Below are 18,478 nucleotides of genomic sequence, written 5' to 3'. Positions count from 1 at the left end.
GGCGCTACGTCGTCGCGAGCTCGAAGGCGCGCCACATCGCGGCGTACGCTCCGTCGCGCTCCAACAGCTCGTCGTGCGTGCCCGCCTCGATGACCCGTCCGTGGTCGAGCATCACGATGCGGTGCGCCCCCATCGCCGTCTGCAGGCGGTGGGCAATGAGAACGGTGGTTCGGTCGCGCGCGAGGCGATGCATGGCATCCGTCACGCGAGCCTCGGTGGCGAGGTCGAGGTTGCTGGTCGCCTCGTCGAGCAGCAGCACGGCCGGGTCGACGAGCTCCGCTCTCGCGAGGGCGATCAGCTGACGCTGCCCCGCCGACAACGATTTGCCGCGCTCGGCTATCTCGGTGCCGTAGCCGAACGGCAGCCCCTCGATCATGTGGTGAGCGCCCACGGCGCGCGCGGCGGCCTCGATGGCGGAGGCGGGGGCATCCGGACGTCCGTACGCGATGTTGTCGGCGATGGTGCCGGTGAACAGGAACGACTCCTGCGGAACGTAGCCGAGCTCGCGGCGGTAGCCGCCGAGGTCGAGCGCGCGCAGGTCTGTGCCGTCGGCACGCACGGCGCCGCGGTCGGGATCGTAGAAACGGGCGAGCAGCTTCATGACGGTCGACTTGCCCGCCCCCGTCTCACCGACGAGCGCCACTGTCTCGCCGGGACGCAGATGTAGTCGGATGCCCGCCAGCGCCTCCGGAGGACGGGTCGCCGCAGCGTCGCGCGAGCGGATGTCACGGGCATCCTTCGGTCCTCTCCTCTCGACCGAGACGGGTGCGGTCGGGTAAGCGAAGTGCACGTCGTCGATGTCGACGTCGCCGCTCAACCCCTCGACCGGCAACGGGTGCTCGGCCTGCGGAGTCAGCGTCTTCAGCTTCATGAGACCGGAGATGCGGGAGACCGACACCCGCGTCTGCTGCCACGCGTCGAACACCTGCGACAGTTGCTGGATGGGCGAGAAGAACATGTCGATGTAGAGCAGGAAGGCGATCAGCGCACCCGCGCTGAGCTGTCCCTGAGCGATGAGCGCGGCGCCGAGCCCGAGCACGATCACGTCGGCGATCGCCGAGAGGAACTGCACGAACGGGAAGTACGTCGCCACCAGACGCTGGGCCGCGACCCGCGAGCGCAGGTACGCACTGCCGTGGCCGTGGAAGCGCCGCATGGTCGCTTCCTCGTGCGTGAACGCCTGCGACTCGCGCACGCCGGAGAGGCTCTCCTGGAATGCCGCATTCACGATCGCGATCCGCTCGCGCGAAAGGTCGTAGAGCTTCGACGACCGTTTGCGGAACCACACGGTCGCCAAGGCCAGCGGGATCACGACGGTGAGCACGGCCAGGCCGAGCGGAGCATCCACGATGACCAGCGCGACGCCGACGCCCACGAAGGTGACGAAGGCCACGAGTGCACCGAGCAGGCCGTTCTGCAGCAACGACTCGAACTGGTCGATGTCGGTCGTCATGCGCGTCATGATGCGCCCGGCCATCTCGCGCTCGTAGTAGTCGAGCGAGAGGCGCTGCAGCTGGGCGAAGACGCGGATGCGCAGTGACAGCATGATGCGCTGCGCCGCCCTGCCTGTCACGAACGACTCGGCCATGCCGTTGAACATGTCTGCGACGGTGATGACGAGGTAGATGCCGGATGCCGCGAACAGCACGGCCGCGGCGCCTGTGGTGACTCCTTGGTCGATACCCGTCTTCACGACGGCCGGACCGAGCAGGCCGGCCAGCGCGTCGATCACGACGAACACGAGCGCCGCGAGCAGCGGGCGACGGAACTCGCGCAGCACCTTCACCAGTGAGAAGTCGTCGTCGGCGCGGGACTCGCGGTCGAGGTCGATGGCCGGCACGTCGCGCACCGGTGGGAGCGCCGCGACGCGGGCAAGCAGGTCAGGTGTCGGAGCGAGGCCGGCGCTCATGCCGCGCATGCCGCCACCGCCTCCGCCGAGACCCATTCCGAGCGCGGGGGCGCCGGCGGCACGGCGTGGGCGGGCGCTGGGGCCGGTGCCCGCTGAGCGGGCCGCCTCCGTGCTCGCCGCATGAGCCGTCCCCGTGTCCGCTGAGCGGCCTGCACCTTCCGTGCTCGCAGAGCGAGCCGCCGACGAGTCGAAGCGTGCGGGCCCTTCGACTCGCTGCGCTCGCTCAGGGAGCACATCTCGCTCCGCTCGCTCAGGGAGCATTACCTGTTGCACCCGCTCAGGGCGCACGGATGGCTCCGGTACCGCGGACGCGATGTCTGCCCCCGCCAGCGCGTCGATGTCGCCGTGACGCGCGGCATCCGTCGCCCCGAAGAGCGCACGGTACGTGTCGCTGCGGTCGATGAGCTCGTCGTGCGTGCCCTGATCGACGATGTGGCCGTTCTCGAGCACGACGATGCGATCGGCCAGATGCAGCGTGGAGTGCCGATGCGCGACGAGCAGTACTGTTCGGCCCTCCATCACGGTGCGCAGCGCGTCGTGGATGCTCTGCTCCGTGCGCGCGTCGATCGCGCTCGTGGCGTCATCGAGCACCAGAATCGCGGGGTCGCGCAGAATCGCCCGTGCCAGCGCGATGCGCTGCCGCTGCCCGCCGGAGAGACTCAGCCCGCGCTCGCCCACGACCGTGTCGTAGCCGCGCGGCAGCTCCATGATGAAGTCGTGCGCCTGAGCGGCACGTGCGGCGGTCTCGATCTCGTCGTCCGTGGCATCCGGAGCGCCGTAGGAGATGTTGTCGAGCACCGACTCCGAGAACAGGAACGCGTCCTCGAACGCCATGCCCACGGCCTGACGCAGGGAGCCGAGACGGATGTCCCGCACGTCTTCTCCGCCGATCGTCACCACGCCCGCGTCGGGGTCGTAGTACCGCACGAGCAGCCGACCGACCGTGGACTTGCCGCTGCCGCTCGCCCCGACGAGGGCGACACGCTCGCCCGCGCGCACGGTGAGCGAGAAGTCGTGCAGCACCGGAGCATCCGGGTCGTAGCCGAACGTGACGTTCCGGAACTCGATCGTTCCGACGCCTGCTCCGGCGGCCGTTCCCGTAGCAATTCCGGCTTCCGCTCCTCCGACCGCTCCCGAACGGCCGACGGAGGCCGGCAGATCGACGGCGTCCGGAGCATCCCGAATCGTGGGTGTCATGTCGAGCAGCTGGAAGATGCGCTCCAGGCCGGCGCGCGCCTGCTGCCCGATGGTGAGGATGCCCGCCAGCTGCCTGGCCGGTGCCATCAGCTGCGCGATGTAGGTGGAGAACGCGAGGAACGTGCCGAGCGTGATATTGCCGGTGAGCGCTAGCCACCCGCCGAGCGCGAGGATGCCCACCTGTCCGAGCACGGGCACGGCCTCGAGCAGCGGCTGGTACTTCGCCTGGATGCGCACCGTGCGCATCTGCGACCCGTACAACGAGGATGCCGTGCCCGTCAGCCGCTCCAGCTCGCGCCGCTCCTGGCCGAACGCCTTCACGACGCGCACGCCGCCGACATCCTCGTCGACGATCTCGGCGAGATCGCCCTCCTTCTGCTGACCGTCCCAGCTGGCCGGGAAGACCATGCGACGCATGCGGTAGCTCACGATGAGCAGCGCCGGCACGACCGCAAGGCTGACGAGCGCGAGCAACGGCGAGAGTATGAACATCACGACGAGCGACAGCAGCATCATCAGTACGTTGCCGGTGACGAGTGGCAGAAAGTTCAGCAGTCCCTGCACGAGCGCCGAGTCGGAGTTCGCGCGCGCCACGAGCTGGCCGGCGGGCATGGTGTCGAGAGTGGCGGCATCCAGACGCTGGAGCTTGTCGTGCATCTCGTTGCGCAGGTCGTTCTGCACGTCGAGCGCGACGCGGCCGCCGCGATAGCGCCGCAGGTAGGCGAAGCCGAACGCGATCAGCGCGAGCACGACGAGCAGAGCAAGCCATGGCAGCAGCGGGGCGGACTTGTCGACGATGACGTCGTCCACGATCTGGCGGGCGATCAGCGGGGTCGCGACCTGGCATGAGGAGCCGAGGATCGCGGCGCCCACCGCGATCGACACGTTGACGCGATGGCGCCACAGGTAGTGGCCGAGGCGGCGGAGCCAGCCGGGGCCGGTGAGGTCGGTCGGGTCGGCGGACGTGGTGGGTGCGGGTCCGGCACCCCCGGTTCCCGTCGCCCCGGCGCCGCTCGTTCCTACCGTTCCGGCGGGCGCACCCGCGTCGTCGCGCGTCGTCATCGGGCCTCCCCGTCGTCGGCCGCCGATTCCCGCCGCCGCGGGGCCCTCGCCGCGTTCGCCCCTCCGGCGGCTCTGCGCGCCGCCGCGATGGACGCCTGCCGCGCCTCGATCGCACCCCCCAGGTCTGCGAGGGCGGCGAGCACGGCTTCCGGATGCTCCGTGCGACTCACGAGGTCGAGCACCACCCCGGCGAGCCCGGACTCCGCCGCCTCGAGCATGGCATCTCCGTCGGCGGTGAGCGCGAGGTCGACCGCGCGTTGGTCGGCGCCGTGCGCCTCTCGGCGCACGAACCCGCGACGCACGAGCGAGTCGACAGTGGAGCTGATGGTCGGCTTGCCGACCGCGAGCCGTGCCGCAAGGCGGGATGCCCGCGCTTCCCCCGCGCCGATCGTCGCGAGCACGCGGAAGTCGGCGAGGCTCAGCACAGCCGTACCCTCGATGTCCGGCGCGCACAGCGTCCGCTCCAGGATGCGCGACGCCCGCGTCAGCGCGTGAACGGCGACCCGGGCTCGCGGGTCGTCGACAGAGTCCGGCCCGTCGGCGACAGAGGCCTCTCCGGATAGTTCGATCACCGAACCATCGTATGCCCGGGGTTCCGTCGCCGTCGTCGGACCGACGTGTCCGCCGCCGAGGCCTAGGACGACGCCCTGACGATGCCTACGGCCGACTCCCGAAGGGGTCGAGTCGCATCCATTCCGCAGGACAGACGACGGGTCGAGGGCCGCTACGGCAGCACGTGCCCCGCCGCGGTGAACAGGCGGTACCACTCGGGGCGGGTGAGGGGCAGGTCGGAGCCGGCCGAGGCATCCTTCACGCGCTGCGGATTCGTCGTGCCGAGCACGACCTGCATGTTGGCCGGGTGCCGGGTGATCCAGGCGACGGCGATCGCAGTCGGCGTCACTCCGTGCGCGGCGGCGATCTCGTCGATGGCGTCGTTGAGTTCCGCGTAGTTCTCCCGGTCGCCGAGGAAGACGCCGTCGAAGAACCCCTTCTGGAACGGCGACCACGCCTGCAGCGTGATGTCGTTCAGGCGAGCATATTCGAGGATGCCGTTGTCTCGATCGATCGACTGGTCCAGCCCGTTCATGTTGGCGGCGATGCCCTGAGCGAGGAGGTTCGCGTGCGTGATGCTCAACTGCACCTGGTTGGCGATCAGCGGCTGCTCGACCGAACGCCGCAGCAGCTCGGTCTGCCCGGGCGTCTGGTTCGAGACGCCGAAATGGCGAACCTTGCCGGCGTCGTGGAGGGTGGTGAAGGCGGCCGCGATCTCCTCCGGCTCCATCAGCGTGTCGGGGCGGTGCAGCAAGAGCACGTCGAGGTATTCGGTGCGGAGCGCCTTCAGCGACGCGTCCACCGACTCGAGGATGTGCTCCTTCGAGAAGTCCCAGAACCCATCGCGGATACCGACCTTCGACTGGAGATAGACCTTCTCGCGCTCCGAGGAAGAGAACGTGACGGCGTCGCCGAAACGGCGCTCGCACGCATGGTCGCCGCCATAGACATCCGCATGGTCGAAGAAGTCGATGCCGGCGTCACGGGCGGTTGCGACAAGAGTACGGATCGCCTCGTCGTCGAGGTCGAGGATGCGCATGAGACCGAGGATGACGTTGCTCGCGTCGATACTCGTGCCGGGAAGGGTGAAGTGCTTCATGCCTCCATCCTGCCGGTCCCGGCACGGTCGCGTGAGCACTGGTTCACCCCGCGCTCAGGCTCGGGAGCGCGGAACGATCGACCTGCCACGGCTGGCGCGATCTACGATGACGCCGGCTCGATGCTGTCGAACACCGGATGCGCGATCCGCAGGTAGGCGCCGCGGTCGAACCCCGACACGAATTCCGTCTGCACGAGAGCGCCCTGCAGCAGGCCGCCGACGAGTGAGGCGAGGCCGTCGGCGAGGGCATCCGCTTCGTCGTCCGCCAACTCCTTCACCTCGGTGAGCCAGAGCACGATCTGCGCCCGGATGCCGCCCAGCAGCCCCCCGAACACGGTGAGGAACGCATGCCGCAAGTTGTCGTCGACCGTCGCCTCACCCCAGACTTGAAGGGGAAGCCCGCTACCGCCGACGGTGCTGAGCAGGTTGTCGGACACCCGGTCCGCGAAGTCGAGCGGGTGCAGCGGCACTCCGTTGTCGTCGCGCACCGGCTGAAACCTCGGCTGCGCCGGCGCGAACACCTGCTCGGCGACAGCCGCGATGAGTTCGCTCTTACTCGCGTAATGCCCGTAGATGGCGCCAACGGAGAGGCCCGCCTCACCGATGATGTCGCTCATCGAGGTGTCGTGGAATCCTTTGCGGGCGAAGCTGCGCTCCGCCGCATCGAGGATCTGCTTGCGCCGCTGTTCGCGATGCTCCTCGCTGACCTTCGGCATGGTCTTCCTCCCTCGGGTCTTCCGACCCTACAGCGCACCTCCGGCGGTTCCGGAGCCGAGGCACCGGCCCTCGCTCGCCCCGAGAACGCACCGTGGGCCGTCGACCGCATTGCCGCCGTCGCAACCGTCGTCGGGGCCCGTCGGCGAATCCGGTCACGCGACACGGGCCGGTGCTCGCCTTGACGATCAGACAAGAGAGATTGTACGATAAAGAACGAGCATTCGTTTTTCTTTACGACACGTGGTTCTCACGTCGAGGCGGACGAATGCGACCGATCACGGGTCGATGCGGCCCCGCGAGCAGAACCGCCCCGCGGCGCCGGCATCCCTGCAGCGAATCCGCGAAGCGATCGGAACGACAGGAGAGTCACCATGACCGACAACAGATCTGCGACGCGGCACACCAAGTGGGGGCGCGTCATCCTGATGGCCGTGGGCGCAGCGATCGCCGTCGGCGTCGTGGTGCTCGCCTTCCTCTGGCCGTCGGTGACCTCGAGCGCCAAGGACTTCCCGCTCGCCGTCACAGGCCCGGCCGCGCAGGTGTCCCACATCGAGAAGGCACTGAGCAAGAGCGGCGACACGTTCGACATCACCACGGTGAACAGCCGAGCGGATGCCGTCAGCGGCATCCGCGATCGCACCTACGACGGCGCGATCGTGCTCGGCGGCGATGCACCCGAGGTGCTGACGGCATCCGCGTCGAGCCCGGTGACCACGCAGATCATGTCCGGTGTGCAGTCCCGGCTGCAGAAACAGGTGGATTCGCAGGTCATCGCGGGCATCAACGCGAAGATCGCGGCGATGCGGAAGGCCGCCGCCGGGGCGCAAGCGGGCGGGGGCGCGGGAACGATCCCGACTGTTCACGTGAAGCTCACCGACGTGGTGTCCCTCGCAGACTCCGACCCTCGCGGCGCGGGCATGGCCGCAGCGGCGTTCCCGTTCACCATCGGCGGACTGATCGGCGGCATCGTGATCTCGCTGCTCGTGTCGGGAACCGCCCGCCGTTTGACCGCCGTCTCGGTGTACGCGGTGATCGTGGGAGTGATCGTCGTCTCGATCATGCAACCCTGGCTCGGCGTTCTGCAGGGCTCCTTCGCGCTCAACGCGATGGCCGCAGCACTGGCGTTCTTCGCCACGGGGGTCTTCATCGTGGGAACCACATCCCTTCTCGGCTCGGTCGGCATCGGCGTGGGCGCCGTGATCACGATGCTGGTCGGCAACCCCTTGTCGTCTGCGACGGCGCCCGTGCAGTTCCTTCCCGGAGTCTGGGGCGCGGTCGGGCAATGGTTCGTGCCCGGAGCATCCGCAACACTTCTGCGCGACCTGTCGTACTTCCCCGATGCGGACTCGGCGCAGTCCTGGCTGGCGCTGGGCGCGTGGGCGGTGTGCGGTCTTCTGCTCTCGTTGGTCGGCCACTTCCGCAACCGTGAGCTGGTACACCCCGACGGATGGGATGAAGAGGATGTCGTGAGCACGACCGAGACCGGTGGCGGTGCAGGCACGGCGACGCCAGTATCAGGCCGTGGCGCCCCCGAACCGGCCACCGTGTGACGATAACGGACCACGAACGAGGGGCTGAGCGGAGAATCCCGCCCGGCCCCTCGTTCGTTCCGAGCTGCAGCAGATCCTCGAGCAGTGGCCCGGCGCTCAGTCCGACGTGCAGACGCCGGTCGCCACGGGCGTCGTGCCGACCTTCGTCAGCAGCGGGCTGACCTCATCGAGGGTCAGCGCGTAACCGGTGTCGGAACTCGTGGTCGAGCGAGCGAAGACCATTCCGACCACCTCGCCGCTGTCGTCGAACAGAGGGCCGCCGGAGTTCCCCGGACGCACCGTGGCGCGGAGGGAGTACACCTGCCGCACCACCGTGTTGCGCTGGTAGATGTCGGTGCCGACCGCGCTCAGTTCGGCGCGCACCCGGGCGGAGCCGAGGGTATATGCGCCGCCACCGGGGTACCCCGCGACCACCGCAGGATCGCCTGCGCCGAGGGACGGTCCTCGCGCGAGCGCGGGCGCGTTCAGATCCGGTACGCGCAGCACCGCGACGTCGCGCTGGGCGTCGAAGCCGACGACCGTCGCCGTGTAGCTGCGGCCATCCTGTACGACGGCGACCGTGGAGGAGCCCGCCACGACGTGCGCGTTCGTCACGACGACGCCGTTGGCCTCGACCCAGCCGCTGCCACTGGACTCCATCGAACAGCTGACCTGGATCGCCTCGATCTTCACGACGCTCTCCGACTCGGCCTTCACTGCTGCGGGGATCGTCGGGTCGGGGGCCGCGGCATCCGGAATGGTCTCCTCGCCCGAGAACACCTCGGGCAGTCCGGCCCCGGCGAGTGCGTCGTCGAGCGCACCGAGGGCGGTGGACGGCGCCACGGGCGCGAGACGGTCGAGCACCGACACGATGCGCGATGACGACGCCAGCTGCGACGCGGGATACAACGACGACGTCTGCACGAACCCCGCGACCAGCCACACCACGGCGGCCCACGCGATGAGCCCCACCAGCGAGCCGCCCGCGGCGTCCACCTTGTTCAAGGCGCCCTTGCGACCGATCCGCCCCCGCAACAGAGTGCCGAGCGTGGACGCCAGGCCGTAGAGCACCGCGCCGCAGACGAGCACGACCGCTGCGGCGAGCACGGTGCGGGAGATCGTGCTGCCGTGACCCTGCGGCATCGCCCAGCCGACCATGGCGGGGGCGAGCAGGAGGCCGATCCAGAGGCCCGCGATGAGGCCGACCATCGAGAACGCGGTGACGAGCGCGCCGCGCCGCCAGCCGATCACGATCGCCGCGACGGCGGCGAGCGCGAGCACGATGTCGACCGAGACCTCCACCCGTCTACCTTCGCCGTCTTTGCTGTGGGGGTGCTGGGGTAGGGCCGCGGCCGCGCTGGCGTAGGGCTGTGGTCGTGCTGCAGCGTGCTGGGGCCGCTGCGCAACCTGGACGAGCCGCCGCGGTGAGAACAGCAGGCGTGCTTCGTCACAGCACACATCGTGCTGTTTTCGGCTCGGTAAGGCGGATCCTGCTGTTTTCACGGCGGTGCTGACCGCGAGCGCTTGCAGAGCGCGCGGTGCATCCGACCGCCGGGCTCTCTAGGCTCGGGACGTGGCATCCGGTAATGACGTATCCGATAGGGACGCGACTGTCATCGTCGTGGGCTCGATCAACGCCGACCTGGTCGTGACGGCGCCGACGATCGTGCGACCCGGTGAGACGATCGCCGGCTCGGCGTTCAGCACCGGGCAGGGCGGCAAGGGCGCGAATCAGGCCTGTGCCGCGGCGAGCGCGGGCGCGCACGTGGTCATGGTGGCGCGGGTCGGCGACGACGCCTACGGACGTGACGCCGTGAGCGCTTTGGATGCCTGCGGCGTCGACACGACGCACGTCGCCTCCGCCGACGCCCCGACGGGCGTCGCGCTCATCCAGGTCGACGCACGCGGCGAGAACGCCATCACCGTGGTGGCCGGCGCGAACGCGCGGCTCTCGCCGCACGACGTGGACGCGGGGTTCGACACGTTCGCCACGTCGAACACCACCGGCGTCCGGCCGGCCGACAGCACCGCCGCGATCGTCGTGCTCTGCCTGGAGATCCCTCTCGAAACGGTGACAGGCGCGGCCATTGCGGCGCGTCGGCGGGGCTGGACCGTGGTGCTCAATCCGGCGCCGGCGCCCACGGAGCCGCTCCCACCGGAGCTTCTCGCGGCGGTCGATGTGATCGTGCCGAACGAACGCGAGGCGGCTGCCCTCGGGATGGAGCCCGTCGCAGAAGTCGTTGCGCCTCCTGCCGCCGAGCGCGGTGCGGCCGCTTCCGGTGCGCCCGCTGCCGCGGCACGACGTGCCGATGCGCACCACACCGGCCCGGCGGTACTGCTCACGCGCGGTGCCCGAGGCGCGACACTGCTCCGCGGCGACGAACGGCATGAGCTCCCCGCACCGCGCGTGCAGCCGATCGACACGACAGGAGCGGGAGACGCGTTCATCGGCGTGCTGGCGGCATCCCTCGCGCAGGGCGTCGACCTCGTCGATGCCGCACGTCGTGCGGTGGCGGGCGGCGCGATCGCCACGCTCGGCGAGGGTGCTCGCGGTTCGCTGCCGACGGCATCCGCGATCGATCGGCTGCTGGCGTCGCACGGCTGAGACCGCGACGGCCCCGACGCCAGGTCATTCCAGCAGCGGGCCTGCAGCCCACCGTCGCCGACCCGTCGGGCCCGCTGCGATCGGTCAGACGATCGTCGCCGTCGGTCGGGCCAGCGAGCACCTTCGTCCGGAGGCGTCAGGTCGGCCGGCGACCGTAATCGGGCTTTTCGTCTTCGTGAACGCTCGGACCGAACATCATCGCGACCTCCGACGCCGGCCGCGCGAAATCGCTCCCCGAGGCGTAGCCGGCCGTCCACGCGATCGTGATGTACACGGCGAGGTCGAGCCGCTGAATGAGCCAGCCCACCTGCGCGTGATTCTCGGCCCCCAGCGACAGCACCTCGAACAACTGCTCGCCCCACGCCTGCATCGCGCGGCGACCCGAGCCTGATTCGAGCGACGATGCGAGCTCCGTTCGGGACCAGACGGCGACGGCCTCGTCTCGAAGCGTGACGGGCTTGCGCAACGCGCCCCGGGCATCCGGCTCGTAGACGGCGGCGAGCCGCTGCTCGGCCGAACTCAGCGTGTGCAGAAGTGACTCGCCGTAACGGGCGCGCCGGTCGCGCCGCGAACTCCGCGCCGCGACGGCGAACGAGATGAGGCCGCCGAGCAGCGCGCCCAGCAGCGCGGACACGACGTACACGAGGCCGATCCCCACAGGAACGAATCTATCCGCGCTCGGCCCGGCGGCAAGGGAATTCGCGTGCGACCCGCCTCGCGGCGTGCATTCCGGACCCTACGACCGCCGCAGTTCCACGTGAGGCACGCCTGGCGGCGTGAAGCCCAGCACCGCGCCGTAGAACCCGAGCTCGCGCTCGAGCGAGTCGACCTTCGTCTCGACCCGGCGGAACCCGTGCGACTCCCCCTCGTAGAACTTGTAGGCGTGCGGAATCCCCTTGGATGCCAGCGCCTCGATGAACCTGTGCGCCTGCGACGGCGGGACGATCGGGTCGTCGAGGCCCTGCAGGAGCAGCACGGGCGTCGCCAGCGAGGCGACGTTGTTCAGCGGCGCGCGCGACTCGTACAGGGCGGATGCCTCCGGGAGCGGCCCGATGAGCGAGTCCAGATAGCGGGACTCGAAGTCGTGGGTCTCCTTCGCGAACTCGGTGAGCTCGGCCACGCCGAAGTACGAGGTGCCCGCGGCGAACGCGTCGGAGCCCGTGAGCGCCGAGAGCACGGTCCAGCCACCGGCTGATCCGCCTCGGATCAGGAGGCGCTCGGGGTCGGCGACGCCGGCATCCGCGAGTCCTAGCGCGGCTGCGATCGTGTCTTCGACGTCGACGACGCCCCACTGTCCGCGCAACCGTTCCCGGTACTCGCGCCCGTAGCCGGTCGAACCGCCGTAGTTCACGTCCACGACGCCGATGCCTCGGCTGGTCCAGTAGGCGATCGCGAGGTCGAGCTGCGGGCGCGCGAGCGAGGTGGGCCCGCCGTGCACCAGGGCGAGGAACGGCGGGCGCTCCCCCGCCGGCGCGACGAAATCGCGGTTCTTCGGCCGGTAGACGATCGCGTGCACGTCACGCTCCGGCCCCTGGAATGCCATGAGCTCGGCATCCGGAAGGTAGCCGGCGTCGGGGAGTCGACCGCCCTGCACGCGGATGTCTTCGGCCCGGAATCCTTCACTGGGGATGTCTCCGCTGCGGTTCGCTTCACGACGCGACGAGTCCGCGCGGTCGGCGTCTGCGCCCCGCTCGTCCGCGTCCCGCTCGTCCGCGTCCCGGTCCTCCGTGCCGTCATCGTGCTTCAGAAGCCGGATGCCCGTGGCCGCCGCCGCACTCCCCGCCACCACCAGCACCGTCCCGTCGCGCTCCCCGCACAGACTGATCGCGGCGAACGGTGTGGCGAGCTCGGTGATGGATGCTCCCGGTGCGGCCGGAGCATCACTTCCGGAACCCGCAGAGGGGCGGCCGGGGTCGATCCGTAACAGCCGGTCAGTGCCGCGAGTGGCGACGGCCAGGATCGATCCGTCGCTCGCGACGAGGTACGACCCGTTCGAGAGAGTCCACATCGGGCCGCCCAGGTCTTGCTCGAGCGCCGTCACTGCGATGGGCTCACCGCTCGGCGCCGCACAGTACAGCCCTGCCGCCGCATCGGAGTCCGCCACCGCGTCGGAGTCGGCCGCCGCGCTCGGGCCGACCGCCGCGATTGGGCCGGCGCCGGCCGCCCCCTCTCCGATCGGCACTCGGTACAGGTTCCACCACCCGGTGCGGTCGCTCACCGCGTACAGCTCGCCGTCCGCCGACCAGGCCGGCTGCATCACGGACTCGGCCGGACCGCCGAGAACGCGACGCCACCACGTGACGCCACCCGCGGCATCCACGTCGCCCACCCGCAGCTCGGTGCCGTCCCACGGCATGTTCGGGTGGTCCCAGGCGATCCAGGCGAGGCGGGAGCCGTCGGGCGAATACGCCGGCTGCGCCAGGAACCACGACCCTGCGACGACGGAGACGATGCGCTCGGAGTCGTCGGCCGCCGACCCGTCGAGCGGCACGAGCACGATGTCGCGGCTCAGCTCGCTCGGCCCGTCGCCGTGATGCGTCTCGCGCACGGCGAGCACGTGGTCGATTCCGTCCGCGCCGCGGTGCAGCGTCAGGCCACCGAAGCGGAAGCCGCCGTCTGCCGGCGTCAGCGGGCGCGGCTCGCCGCCCACGGGCATCCGATACAGGCGCTGATCGCTGAACTCGACGAACACGAGGTCGCCGTCGACGGCGACCCACGAACCGCCTCCGTACTCGTGCACACGGCTGCGTGCGTTCCACGGCGCGGGCAGGATGTCTTCCACGCCGCCCTGCGCGCGCCGCCGCACGCTCATGCGGCCGGCCTCCTCGGGCACGAGCTCGAGCCACCACACGTCGTCGCCGACGAACGCCGGCGAGCCGACAGAGCCGCCGGCCAGTGCCGCATCCCGTGCACTGATCGGCGATACCCACTCGCCGTAGGGAGCGACGGCGGGCGTGGCGCCGGTGACCGCACCACCTGTGCCCGCAGCACGCATGCCCGCAGCACGCCTGTCGGGAGCATCCCTGCCGGGAGCATCTCTGCCGGAGGAGACCACGTGCGGCTCGGCACCCGCAGCGTTATCGGATATGGGCGGATCCGGCTCGTTCATGCCGATCAGGCTATGCGGTCAGCCCAAGCGCGGGCGATCTCAGCCGGGATCACTTCACCCGGCCGTTCATAACTCAGGCCGCGATGGTCGTCCCCGAGCGCGCCGGGCCCAGAACCACGGAGAACCGCGGGACCGGCCGAGGTCGCGCCCGGCGCGTCCTGAGTTATGAACGGTGGAACGCCCGCCTCGGCCCTCGGCCGCCGACGCCGTCTTGCACAGAACGCCGCTCCGCGGGGGACCTCGCGACGCTCAGGCCGCGACGCGCCGGCGACAGGAGGCGCGGTACCCCGGACGAAATGCCCGAAGTCGATATCTATTCGCGACCGAAATGCCGTGACGGGCCACAGGGCGAGTTGGGAGAATGACACAAATCGTCAGGGCGAAGCAGAAGAACGGGTGAGACGCGCCAGTGTGATCATCGGCCCGGGCGACCGTGCGTTTCGAAGGAGAACCCATGACGACCCTGGCGAGCGAGGGCGCAGCGGCCGCCCTACCCGACGCGTCCACCGGGACCGAGAAGCCGGCCATTGCGATCCGGCACGTGACCAAACGCTTCGGCGACTCGATCGCCGTCGACGACATCGACCTGCAGCTCGCTCAGGGCGAGTTCTTCGCTCTGCTCGGTCCTTCCGGCTGCGGCAAGACGACCACGCTGCGCATGGTCGGTGGCTTCGAGCTGCCGAGTCTCGGCCACATCTACCTGGACGGCCGCGAGGTGACCATGCTGCCGCCGTACAAGCGCGACGTGAACACGGTGTTCCAGTCGTACGCGCTCTTCCCGCACCTCACGGTGTTCGACAACGTGGCCTTCGGTCTGCGGCGCCGCAAGGTGCCATCGGCCGAGATCCGCGACAAGGTCGAGCGCCACCTCGAGATGGTCGGCCTGGCCGGCTACGGCAAACGCCGTCCCCTTCAGCTTTCCGGAGGCCAGCAGCAGCGCGTTGCGCTCGCCCGCTCGCTGGTCAACGAGCCCAAGGTGCTGCTGCTGGACGAGCCGATGGGCGCGCTCGACGCCAAGATCCGCAAGTCGATGCAGCTGGAGCTCAAGCGCATCCAGCGCGAGGTCGGCATCACCTTCCTCTACGTGACGCACGACCAGAACGAGGCCATGTCGATGGCCGACCGGCTCGCCGTGATGAACGCCGGCCGCACCGAAGACATCGGAACGCCCGACCGCGTGTACGACCGGCCGGCAACCCGCTTCGTCGCGGAGTTCCTCGGAACGTGCAACGTCATCGCTCCGGAATCCGGGGCCGACGGACTACGGCTGCCCGACGGGACACCGCTGGCCGTCGAGTCCGCACAGGTGAGGCTGCCTGCGGGCGCGCGGGTGGGCATCCGCCCCGAGAAGTTCGTGGTGACCCGAGCGGATATCTCCACCACGCCCACCGGGACCGTCAACTCCGTGCGCGGCCGGGTCGTCACCGCCACCTACCTCGGCGCCAGCACCGAGTATGAGGTCACGGCTCCATGGGGCGGCGTGCTCAAGGCGTTCGCGCAGAACCTCGCCGATTCGTCGCGCGCTCGCCCCGGCGAGGAGGTCGTCCTGACCTGGGATGCCTCGCACGCGTTCGTGCTCGCGCCCTCCCCCGAGCCGACTCCCGTGGCCGTGGAGAAGGCCGAGGAGCAGGCGGCGAGCGAGCCTGCTGCATCGTCGCGGGCATCCGAGGTGTCCCGGTGAACGACCGGATGCCCGACCCGGCCCTGCTGCGCGGCCTCACCCGGCGACGCATCTCGCGGCGCACGATGCTGCAGGGCATGCTCGGCGGTGTCAGCATGGCGGCGGTCGCGGCGAGCCTCGCAGGCTGCAGCATTCAAGGATCGGTCTCGAGCCAGGCGCAGCAGAAGGTGGACTGGAACGCGTTCTGGGCGAAGCAGAAGCCGACCAAGAAGCTGAACTTCGCGAACTGGCCGCTGTACATCGATCAGTCGCACGGCAAGTACCCGTCGCTCGAGGCCTTCACGAAGAAGACCGGCATCGCCGTGAACTATCAGCAGGTCATCCAGAACAACGCTCCCTTCTACGCTGCCGTCGCACCGGAGCTGCGGGCGCATGAGGACACCGGCTACGACATCGTCGTGATGACGAACGGCTGGGAGCTCACCGAGATGATCGTCAACGGCTTCGTGATGGAGCTCGACCACTCGCGCCTGCCGAACTTCGCGAAGTACGGGGCCGAGAACGTCAAGAACCCGCCGTACGACCCGAAGAACAAGCACTCCGTGGTCTGGCAGACCGGGTTCACAGGACTGGCCTACAACGAGAAGCTGGCGCCGAAGCCGGTGACGAGCTTCCAGGACCTGCTCGATCCGGTGTTCAAGGGCCACATCGGCATGATGAACGACAACACGGAGCTCGGCAGCGCCGGACTGCTCGCCATCGGCGTCAACCCGACCACCTCCACTCCCTCCGACTGGCGCAAGGCGGCGGCCTGGCTGAAGAAGCAACGGCCGCTGGTGTCGGGCTACTACGACCAGAGCTACATCGACCGGCTCTCCAACGGTGACACGTGGGTCTCGCAGGCATGGTCGGGCGACATCTTCCAGGCGATCGCCGGTGGCAACAAGCACCTCAAGTTCGTCATCCCCGAAGAGGGCCAGATGATCTGGCACGACAACATGATGATCCCGATGCAGGCGCAGAACCCGCTCTCGGCCCTGTCGTGGATGAACTTCTACTACACCCCCGAGATCGCGGGCATGGTCGAGGACTGGGTGAACTACGTGTGCCCCGTTCCCGACGCGAAGGATTACATCCTCCACACCCTGAAGGATCCCGACGTGGCCAACAGCCCGCTCGTGTTCCCCGATGCCGCCACCGACAAGAAGTCGCACGACTTCTACGTCTTCAAGAACTACGACGAGTACGAGGAGTGGAACAAGGTGTTCAACCCTGTGATCCAGTCATGACCGCCGTCGTGCAGACCGCGCCGCTGGGACGCGCACCGCTCGACTTCAAGGAAGGCGGCTTCCGGCGCAACCTCAAGCGGCACAGCACGCCCTACCTGCTCGGCCTTGTCGGCATGGCGTGGCTCCTCATCCTCTTCGTGATCCCGCTGATCTCGGGGCTCGCCGTCTCGCTGATGAGCGGCAACCCGCAAGACGGCTACACGTTCACGTGGAACTGGAGCGTGTACTCCGACATCTTCGTGAACTCGGATGTCCCCTACGTCACGTTCCTCATCCGCGGCCTGGTGTACGCGGCATCCGCCACGATCGTGACGATCATCGTCGGCTTCCCGCTCGCCTACTTCATCGCGTTCCGCGTCTCCCGACGATGGAAGAACGCGCTGCTCCTCCTGGTCACGCTGAGCTTCTTCGTCTCCTTCGTGATCCGCACCGACATGTGGGCGTTCGTGCTCTCCGACCAAGGCCCGGTGCTCACGGTGCTGCGCGACCTGCACCTGGCGAGCAAGGACTTCCACATCCTCGGGACGGCCGGTGCCGTGATCGGCGGACTCGCCTACAACGATCTCGCGTTCATGGTGCTGCCGATCTACGTGGCTCTGGAGCGCATCGATCCTCGGCTGATCGAGGCATCCGCCGATCTGTACGGCAACAAGACGAACACGTTCATGCGCACGATCCTGCCGCTCACGCGGTCGGGCATCTTCGCCGGTGTGCTGCTCGTGTTCATCGATTGCGCGGGCGACCCCGTGAACGCGTCGCTGCTCGGCGGCACGCACACCTATGTGATCGGCCAGGCGATCCAGGATGCCTACCTCACCAACCAGCAATACAACGTGGCCGCCGCGCTCTCGACCATCCTCATGATCGTGCTCGGCATCATCCTCTTCGCCTACGCCCGCATCGTCGGCACCGACAACATCGAGGACCTGGTATGACCGCCGTACTCGAAACCGAGCCCGTCACCACCGCTCAGCCGGTCGGGGAGCCGATCGGCGAGCGCCGGGATCGCAAACGGCCGCTGCTGCCGATCATCTACTGGGTCGTCATCGGCATCACGCTGATCCCGATCCTCGTGATGATCATCTACAGCTTCAACAACACGCCCACCAACCGCATCACCTTCCAGTGGCACGGCTTCACGTTCTACTGGTACGCGAACCTCACTCAGGTCAGCGGACTGGGACAGTCGTTCTTGGTCTCCATCGAGATCGCCGTGCTGGCGGCGATCATCTCGATCGCCGTGGGCGTCCCACTGGCCATGGCGCTGGAGCGCCACCGCTTCGCACTGCGCGGCCCGCTGAGTGCGGTCGTTTTCGCAGACATCGCGGCCCCGTCCATCGTTGTCGGCGCGGCATCCCTGTCGTTCTTCCTCTCGGCCGGCGTGCCCCTGGGATACCTGACCATCCTTCTCGTGCACGTCACGTTCTGCATCGCCTACGTCGTGGTCGTGATCCGAGCGCGGCTGTCGGGCATGGGGCATGTGCTCGAGGAGGCCGCCGGCGACCTCGGCGCGAACCCGCTCACGGCGTTCTCCCGCGTGACGCTGCCGCTGCTGCTGCCGGGCATGCTCGCCGGTGCCGCACTCGCGCTGGCGATGTCGATCGACGACTATGTGATCACGAGCTTCGTCGCCGGACCGACGGTGACGTTCCCGCTGTTCGTATACGGCGCCGCGAAGGTCGGTCTGCCGCCGCAGGTGCTCTGCTTCGGCACGATCATCTTCTTGGTCGCGCTGCTGATCGCCCTGCTGAACGCCGTGGTGACGAGGCGCGGGCGGGCAGCGCGATGA

The 18,478-nt window shown here is 69.0% G+C and carries 13 protein-coding genes; 6 read left to right on the top strand and 7 right to left on the bottom strand.

Annotation, left to right across the window (positions count from 1 at the left end; genetic code table 11):
• Positions 1 to 4: 4 nt before the first annotated feature.
• The 4 genes from H623_RS18425 to H623_RS20955 form a co-directional block, all read right to left on the bottom strand.
• Positions 5 to 4,168: an ABC transporter ATP-binding protein gene (locus H623_RS18425; RefSeq protein ID WP_022900230.1), complete on the bottom strand. Its 4,164-nt coding sequence runs from the start codon at positions 4,166 to 4,168 to the stop codon at positions 5 to 7.
• Entirely contained in the window at positions 4,165 to 4,740 is a 576-nt protein-coding gene (locus H623_RS18420) for a MarR family winged helix-turn-helix transcriptional regulator (RefSeq protein ID WP_022900229.1), read from the bottom strand. The genes H623_RS18425 and H623_RS18420 overlap by 4 nt, the downstream gene beginning before the upstream one ends.
• Before the next feature lie 152 nt (positions 4,741 to 4,892).
• Positions 4,893 to 5,819 (bottom strand): aldo/keto reductase, encoded by a 927-nt coding sequence (locus H623_RS0106990; protein ID WP_022900228.1) that lies wholly within the window; start codon positions 5,817 to 5,819, stop codon positions 4,893 to 4,895.
• A gap of 101 nt (positions 5,820 to 5,920) precedes the next feature.
• A complete protein-coding gene (locus H623_RS20955; protein WP_022900227.1) occupies positions 5,921 to 6,535 on the bottom strand; it encodes a TetR/AcrR family transcriptional regulator in 615 nt (204 codons plus the stop codon).
• A 372-nt stretch (positions 6,536 to 6,907) separates the two neighbouring features.
• On the opposite strand from H623_RS20955, the gene H623_RS20950 reads away from it, so the two are divergent.
• Positions 6,908 to 8,086, top strand: coding sequence for a membrane protein (locus H623_RS20950; RefSeq protein ID WP_022900226.1), 1,179 nt, complete (start codon positions 6,908 to 6,910; stop codon positions 8,084 to 8,086).
• A gap of 96 nt (positions 8,087 to 8,182) precedes the next feature.
• Here the strand turns inward: H623_RS20950 and H623_RS0106975 are convergent, their stop codons facing one another.
• Positions 8,183 to 9,367, bottom strand: a complete 1,185-nt coding sequence (locus H623_RS0106975; RefSeq protein ID WP_022900225.1) for a MarP family serine protease — start codon at positions 9,365 to 9,367, stop codon at positions 8,183 to 8,185.
• Between the two features lie 271 nt (positions 9,368 to 9,638).
• Between H623_RS0106975 and H623_RS0106970 the strand changes: the two genes are divergently transcribed.
• Positions 9,639 to 10,670, top strand: a complete 1,032-nt coding sequence (locus tag H623_RS0106970; RefSeq protein ID WP_022900224.1) for a ribokinase — start codon at positions 9,639 to 9,641, stop codon at positions 10,668 to 10,670.
• A 136-nt stretch (positions 10,671 to 10,806) separates the two neighbouring features.
• Here the strand turns inward: H623_RS0106970 and H623_RS0106965 are convergent, their stop codons facing one another.
• Positions 10,807 to 11,328 (bottom strand): hypothetical protein, encoded by a 522-nt coding sequence (locus H623_RS0106965; protein ID WP_022900223.1) that lies wholly within the window; start codon positions 11,326 to 11,328, stop codon positions 10,807 to 10,809.
• A gap of 78 nt (positions 11,329 to 11,406) precedes the next feature.
• The gene (locus H623_RS22035) at positions 11,407 to 13,779 is read right to left on the bottom strand and encodes a prolyl oligopeptidase family serine peptidase (RefSeq protein ID WP_245558926.1); all 2,373 of its coding nucleotides are present in this window, start codon (positions 13,777 to 13,779) and stop codon (positions 11,407 to 11,409) included.
• 454 nt (positions 13,780 to 14,233) lie between these two features.
• Here H623_RS22035 and H623_RS18400 point away from each other — a divergent pair, with 454 nt between their 5' ends.
• The 4 genes from H623_RS18400 to H623_RS0106940 are packed head-to-tail and all read left to right on the top strand — an operon-like array spanning position 14,234 to position 18,478.
• Entirely contained in the window at positions 14,234 to 15,460 is a 1,227-nt protein-coding gene (locus tag H623_RS18400; protein ID WP_022900221.1) for an ABC transporter ATP-binding protein, read from the top strand.
• Between the two features lie 8 nt (positions 15,461 to 15,468).
• Positions 15,469 to 16,689 carry a polyamine ABC transporter substrate-binding protein gene (locus tag H623_RS0106950; RefSeq protein WP_033371382.1) on the top strand — a complete coding sequence of 407 codons (1,221 nt, stop codon included), beginning with the start codon at positions 15,469 to 15,471 and terminating at the stop codon, positions 16,687 to 16,689.
• The gene (locus tag H623_RS0106945) at positions 16,686 to 17,624 is read left to right on the top strand and encodes an ABC transporter permease (RefSeq protein WP_022900219.1); all 939 of its coding nucleotides are present in this window, start codon (positions 16,686 to 16,688) and stop codon (positions 17,622 to 17,624) included. Before H623_RS0106950 ends, H623_RS0106945 begins: the two co-directional genes overlap by 4 nt.
• Positions 17,621 to 18,478 carry an ABC transporter permease gene (locus H623_RS0106940; protein ID WP_022900218.1) on the top strand — a complete coding sequence of 286 codons (858 nt, stop codon included), beginning with the start codon at positions 17,621 to 17,623 and terminating at the stop codon, positions 18,476 to 18,478. The genes H623_RS0106945 and H623_RS0106940 overlap by 4 nt, the downstream gene beginning before the upstream one ends.

Origin of the sequence: Humibacter albus DSM 18994 (assembly GCF_000421825.1) — a bacterium.
GTDB classification, from domain to species: Bacteria; Actinomycetota; Actinomycetes; order Actinomycetales; family Microbacteriaceae; genus Humibacter; species Humibacter albus.
This window is presented reverse-complemented; position numbering and strand designations above follow the sequence as displayed.

Bases quoted from the DNA above. Each gene is read 5' to 3' on its own strand.
- H623_RS18425 (WP_022900230.1), bottom strand. From the start codon at position 4,168: ATGACGACGCGCGACGACGCGGGTGCGCCCGCCGGAACGGTAGGAACG.
- H623_RS0106990 (WP_022900228.1), bottom strand. From the start codon at position 5,819: ATGAAGCACTTCACCCTTCCCGGCACGAGTATCGACGCGAGCAACGTC.
- H623_RS20955 (WP_022900227.1), bottom strand. From the start codon at position 6,535: ATGCCGAAGGTCAGCGAGGAGCATCGCGAACAGCGGCGCAAGCAGATC.
- H623_RS20950 (WP_022900226.1), top strand. From the start codon at position 6,908: ATGACCGACAACAGATCTGCGACGCGGCACACCAAGTGGGGGCGCGTC.
- H623_RS22035 (WP_245558926.1), bottom strand. From the start codon at position 13,779: ATGAACGAGCCGGATCCGCCCATATCCGATAACGCTGCGGGTGCCGAG.
- H623_RS18400 (WP_022900221.1), top strand. From the start codon at position 14,234: ATGACGACCCTGGCGAGCGAGGGCGCAGCGGCCGCCCTACCCGACGCG.
- H623_RS0106950 (WP_033371382.1), top strand. From the start codon at position 15,469: ATGCCCGACCCGGCCCTGCTGCGCGGCCTCACCCGGCGACGCATCTCG.
- H623_RS0106945 (WP_022900219.1), top strand. From the start codon at position 16,686: ATGACCGCCGTCGTGCAGACCGCGCCGCTGGGACGCGCACCGCTCGAC.
- H623_RS0106940 (WP_022900218.1), top strand. From the start codon at position 17,621: ATGACCGCCGTACTCGAAACCGAGCCCGTCACCACCGCTCAGCCGGTC.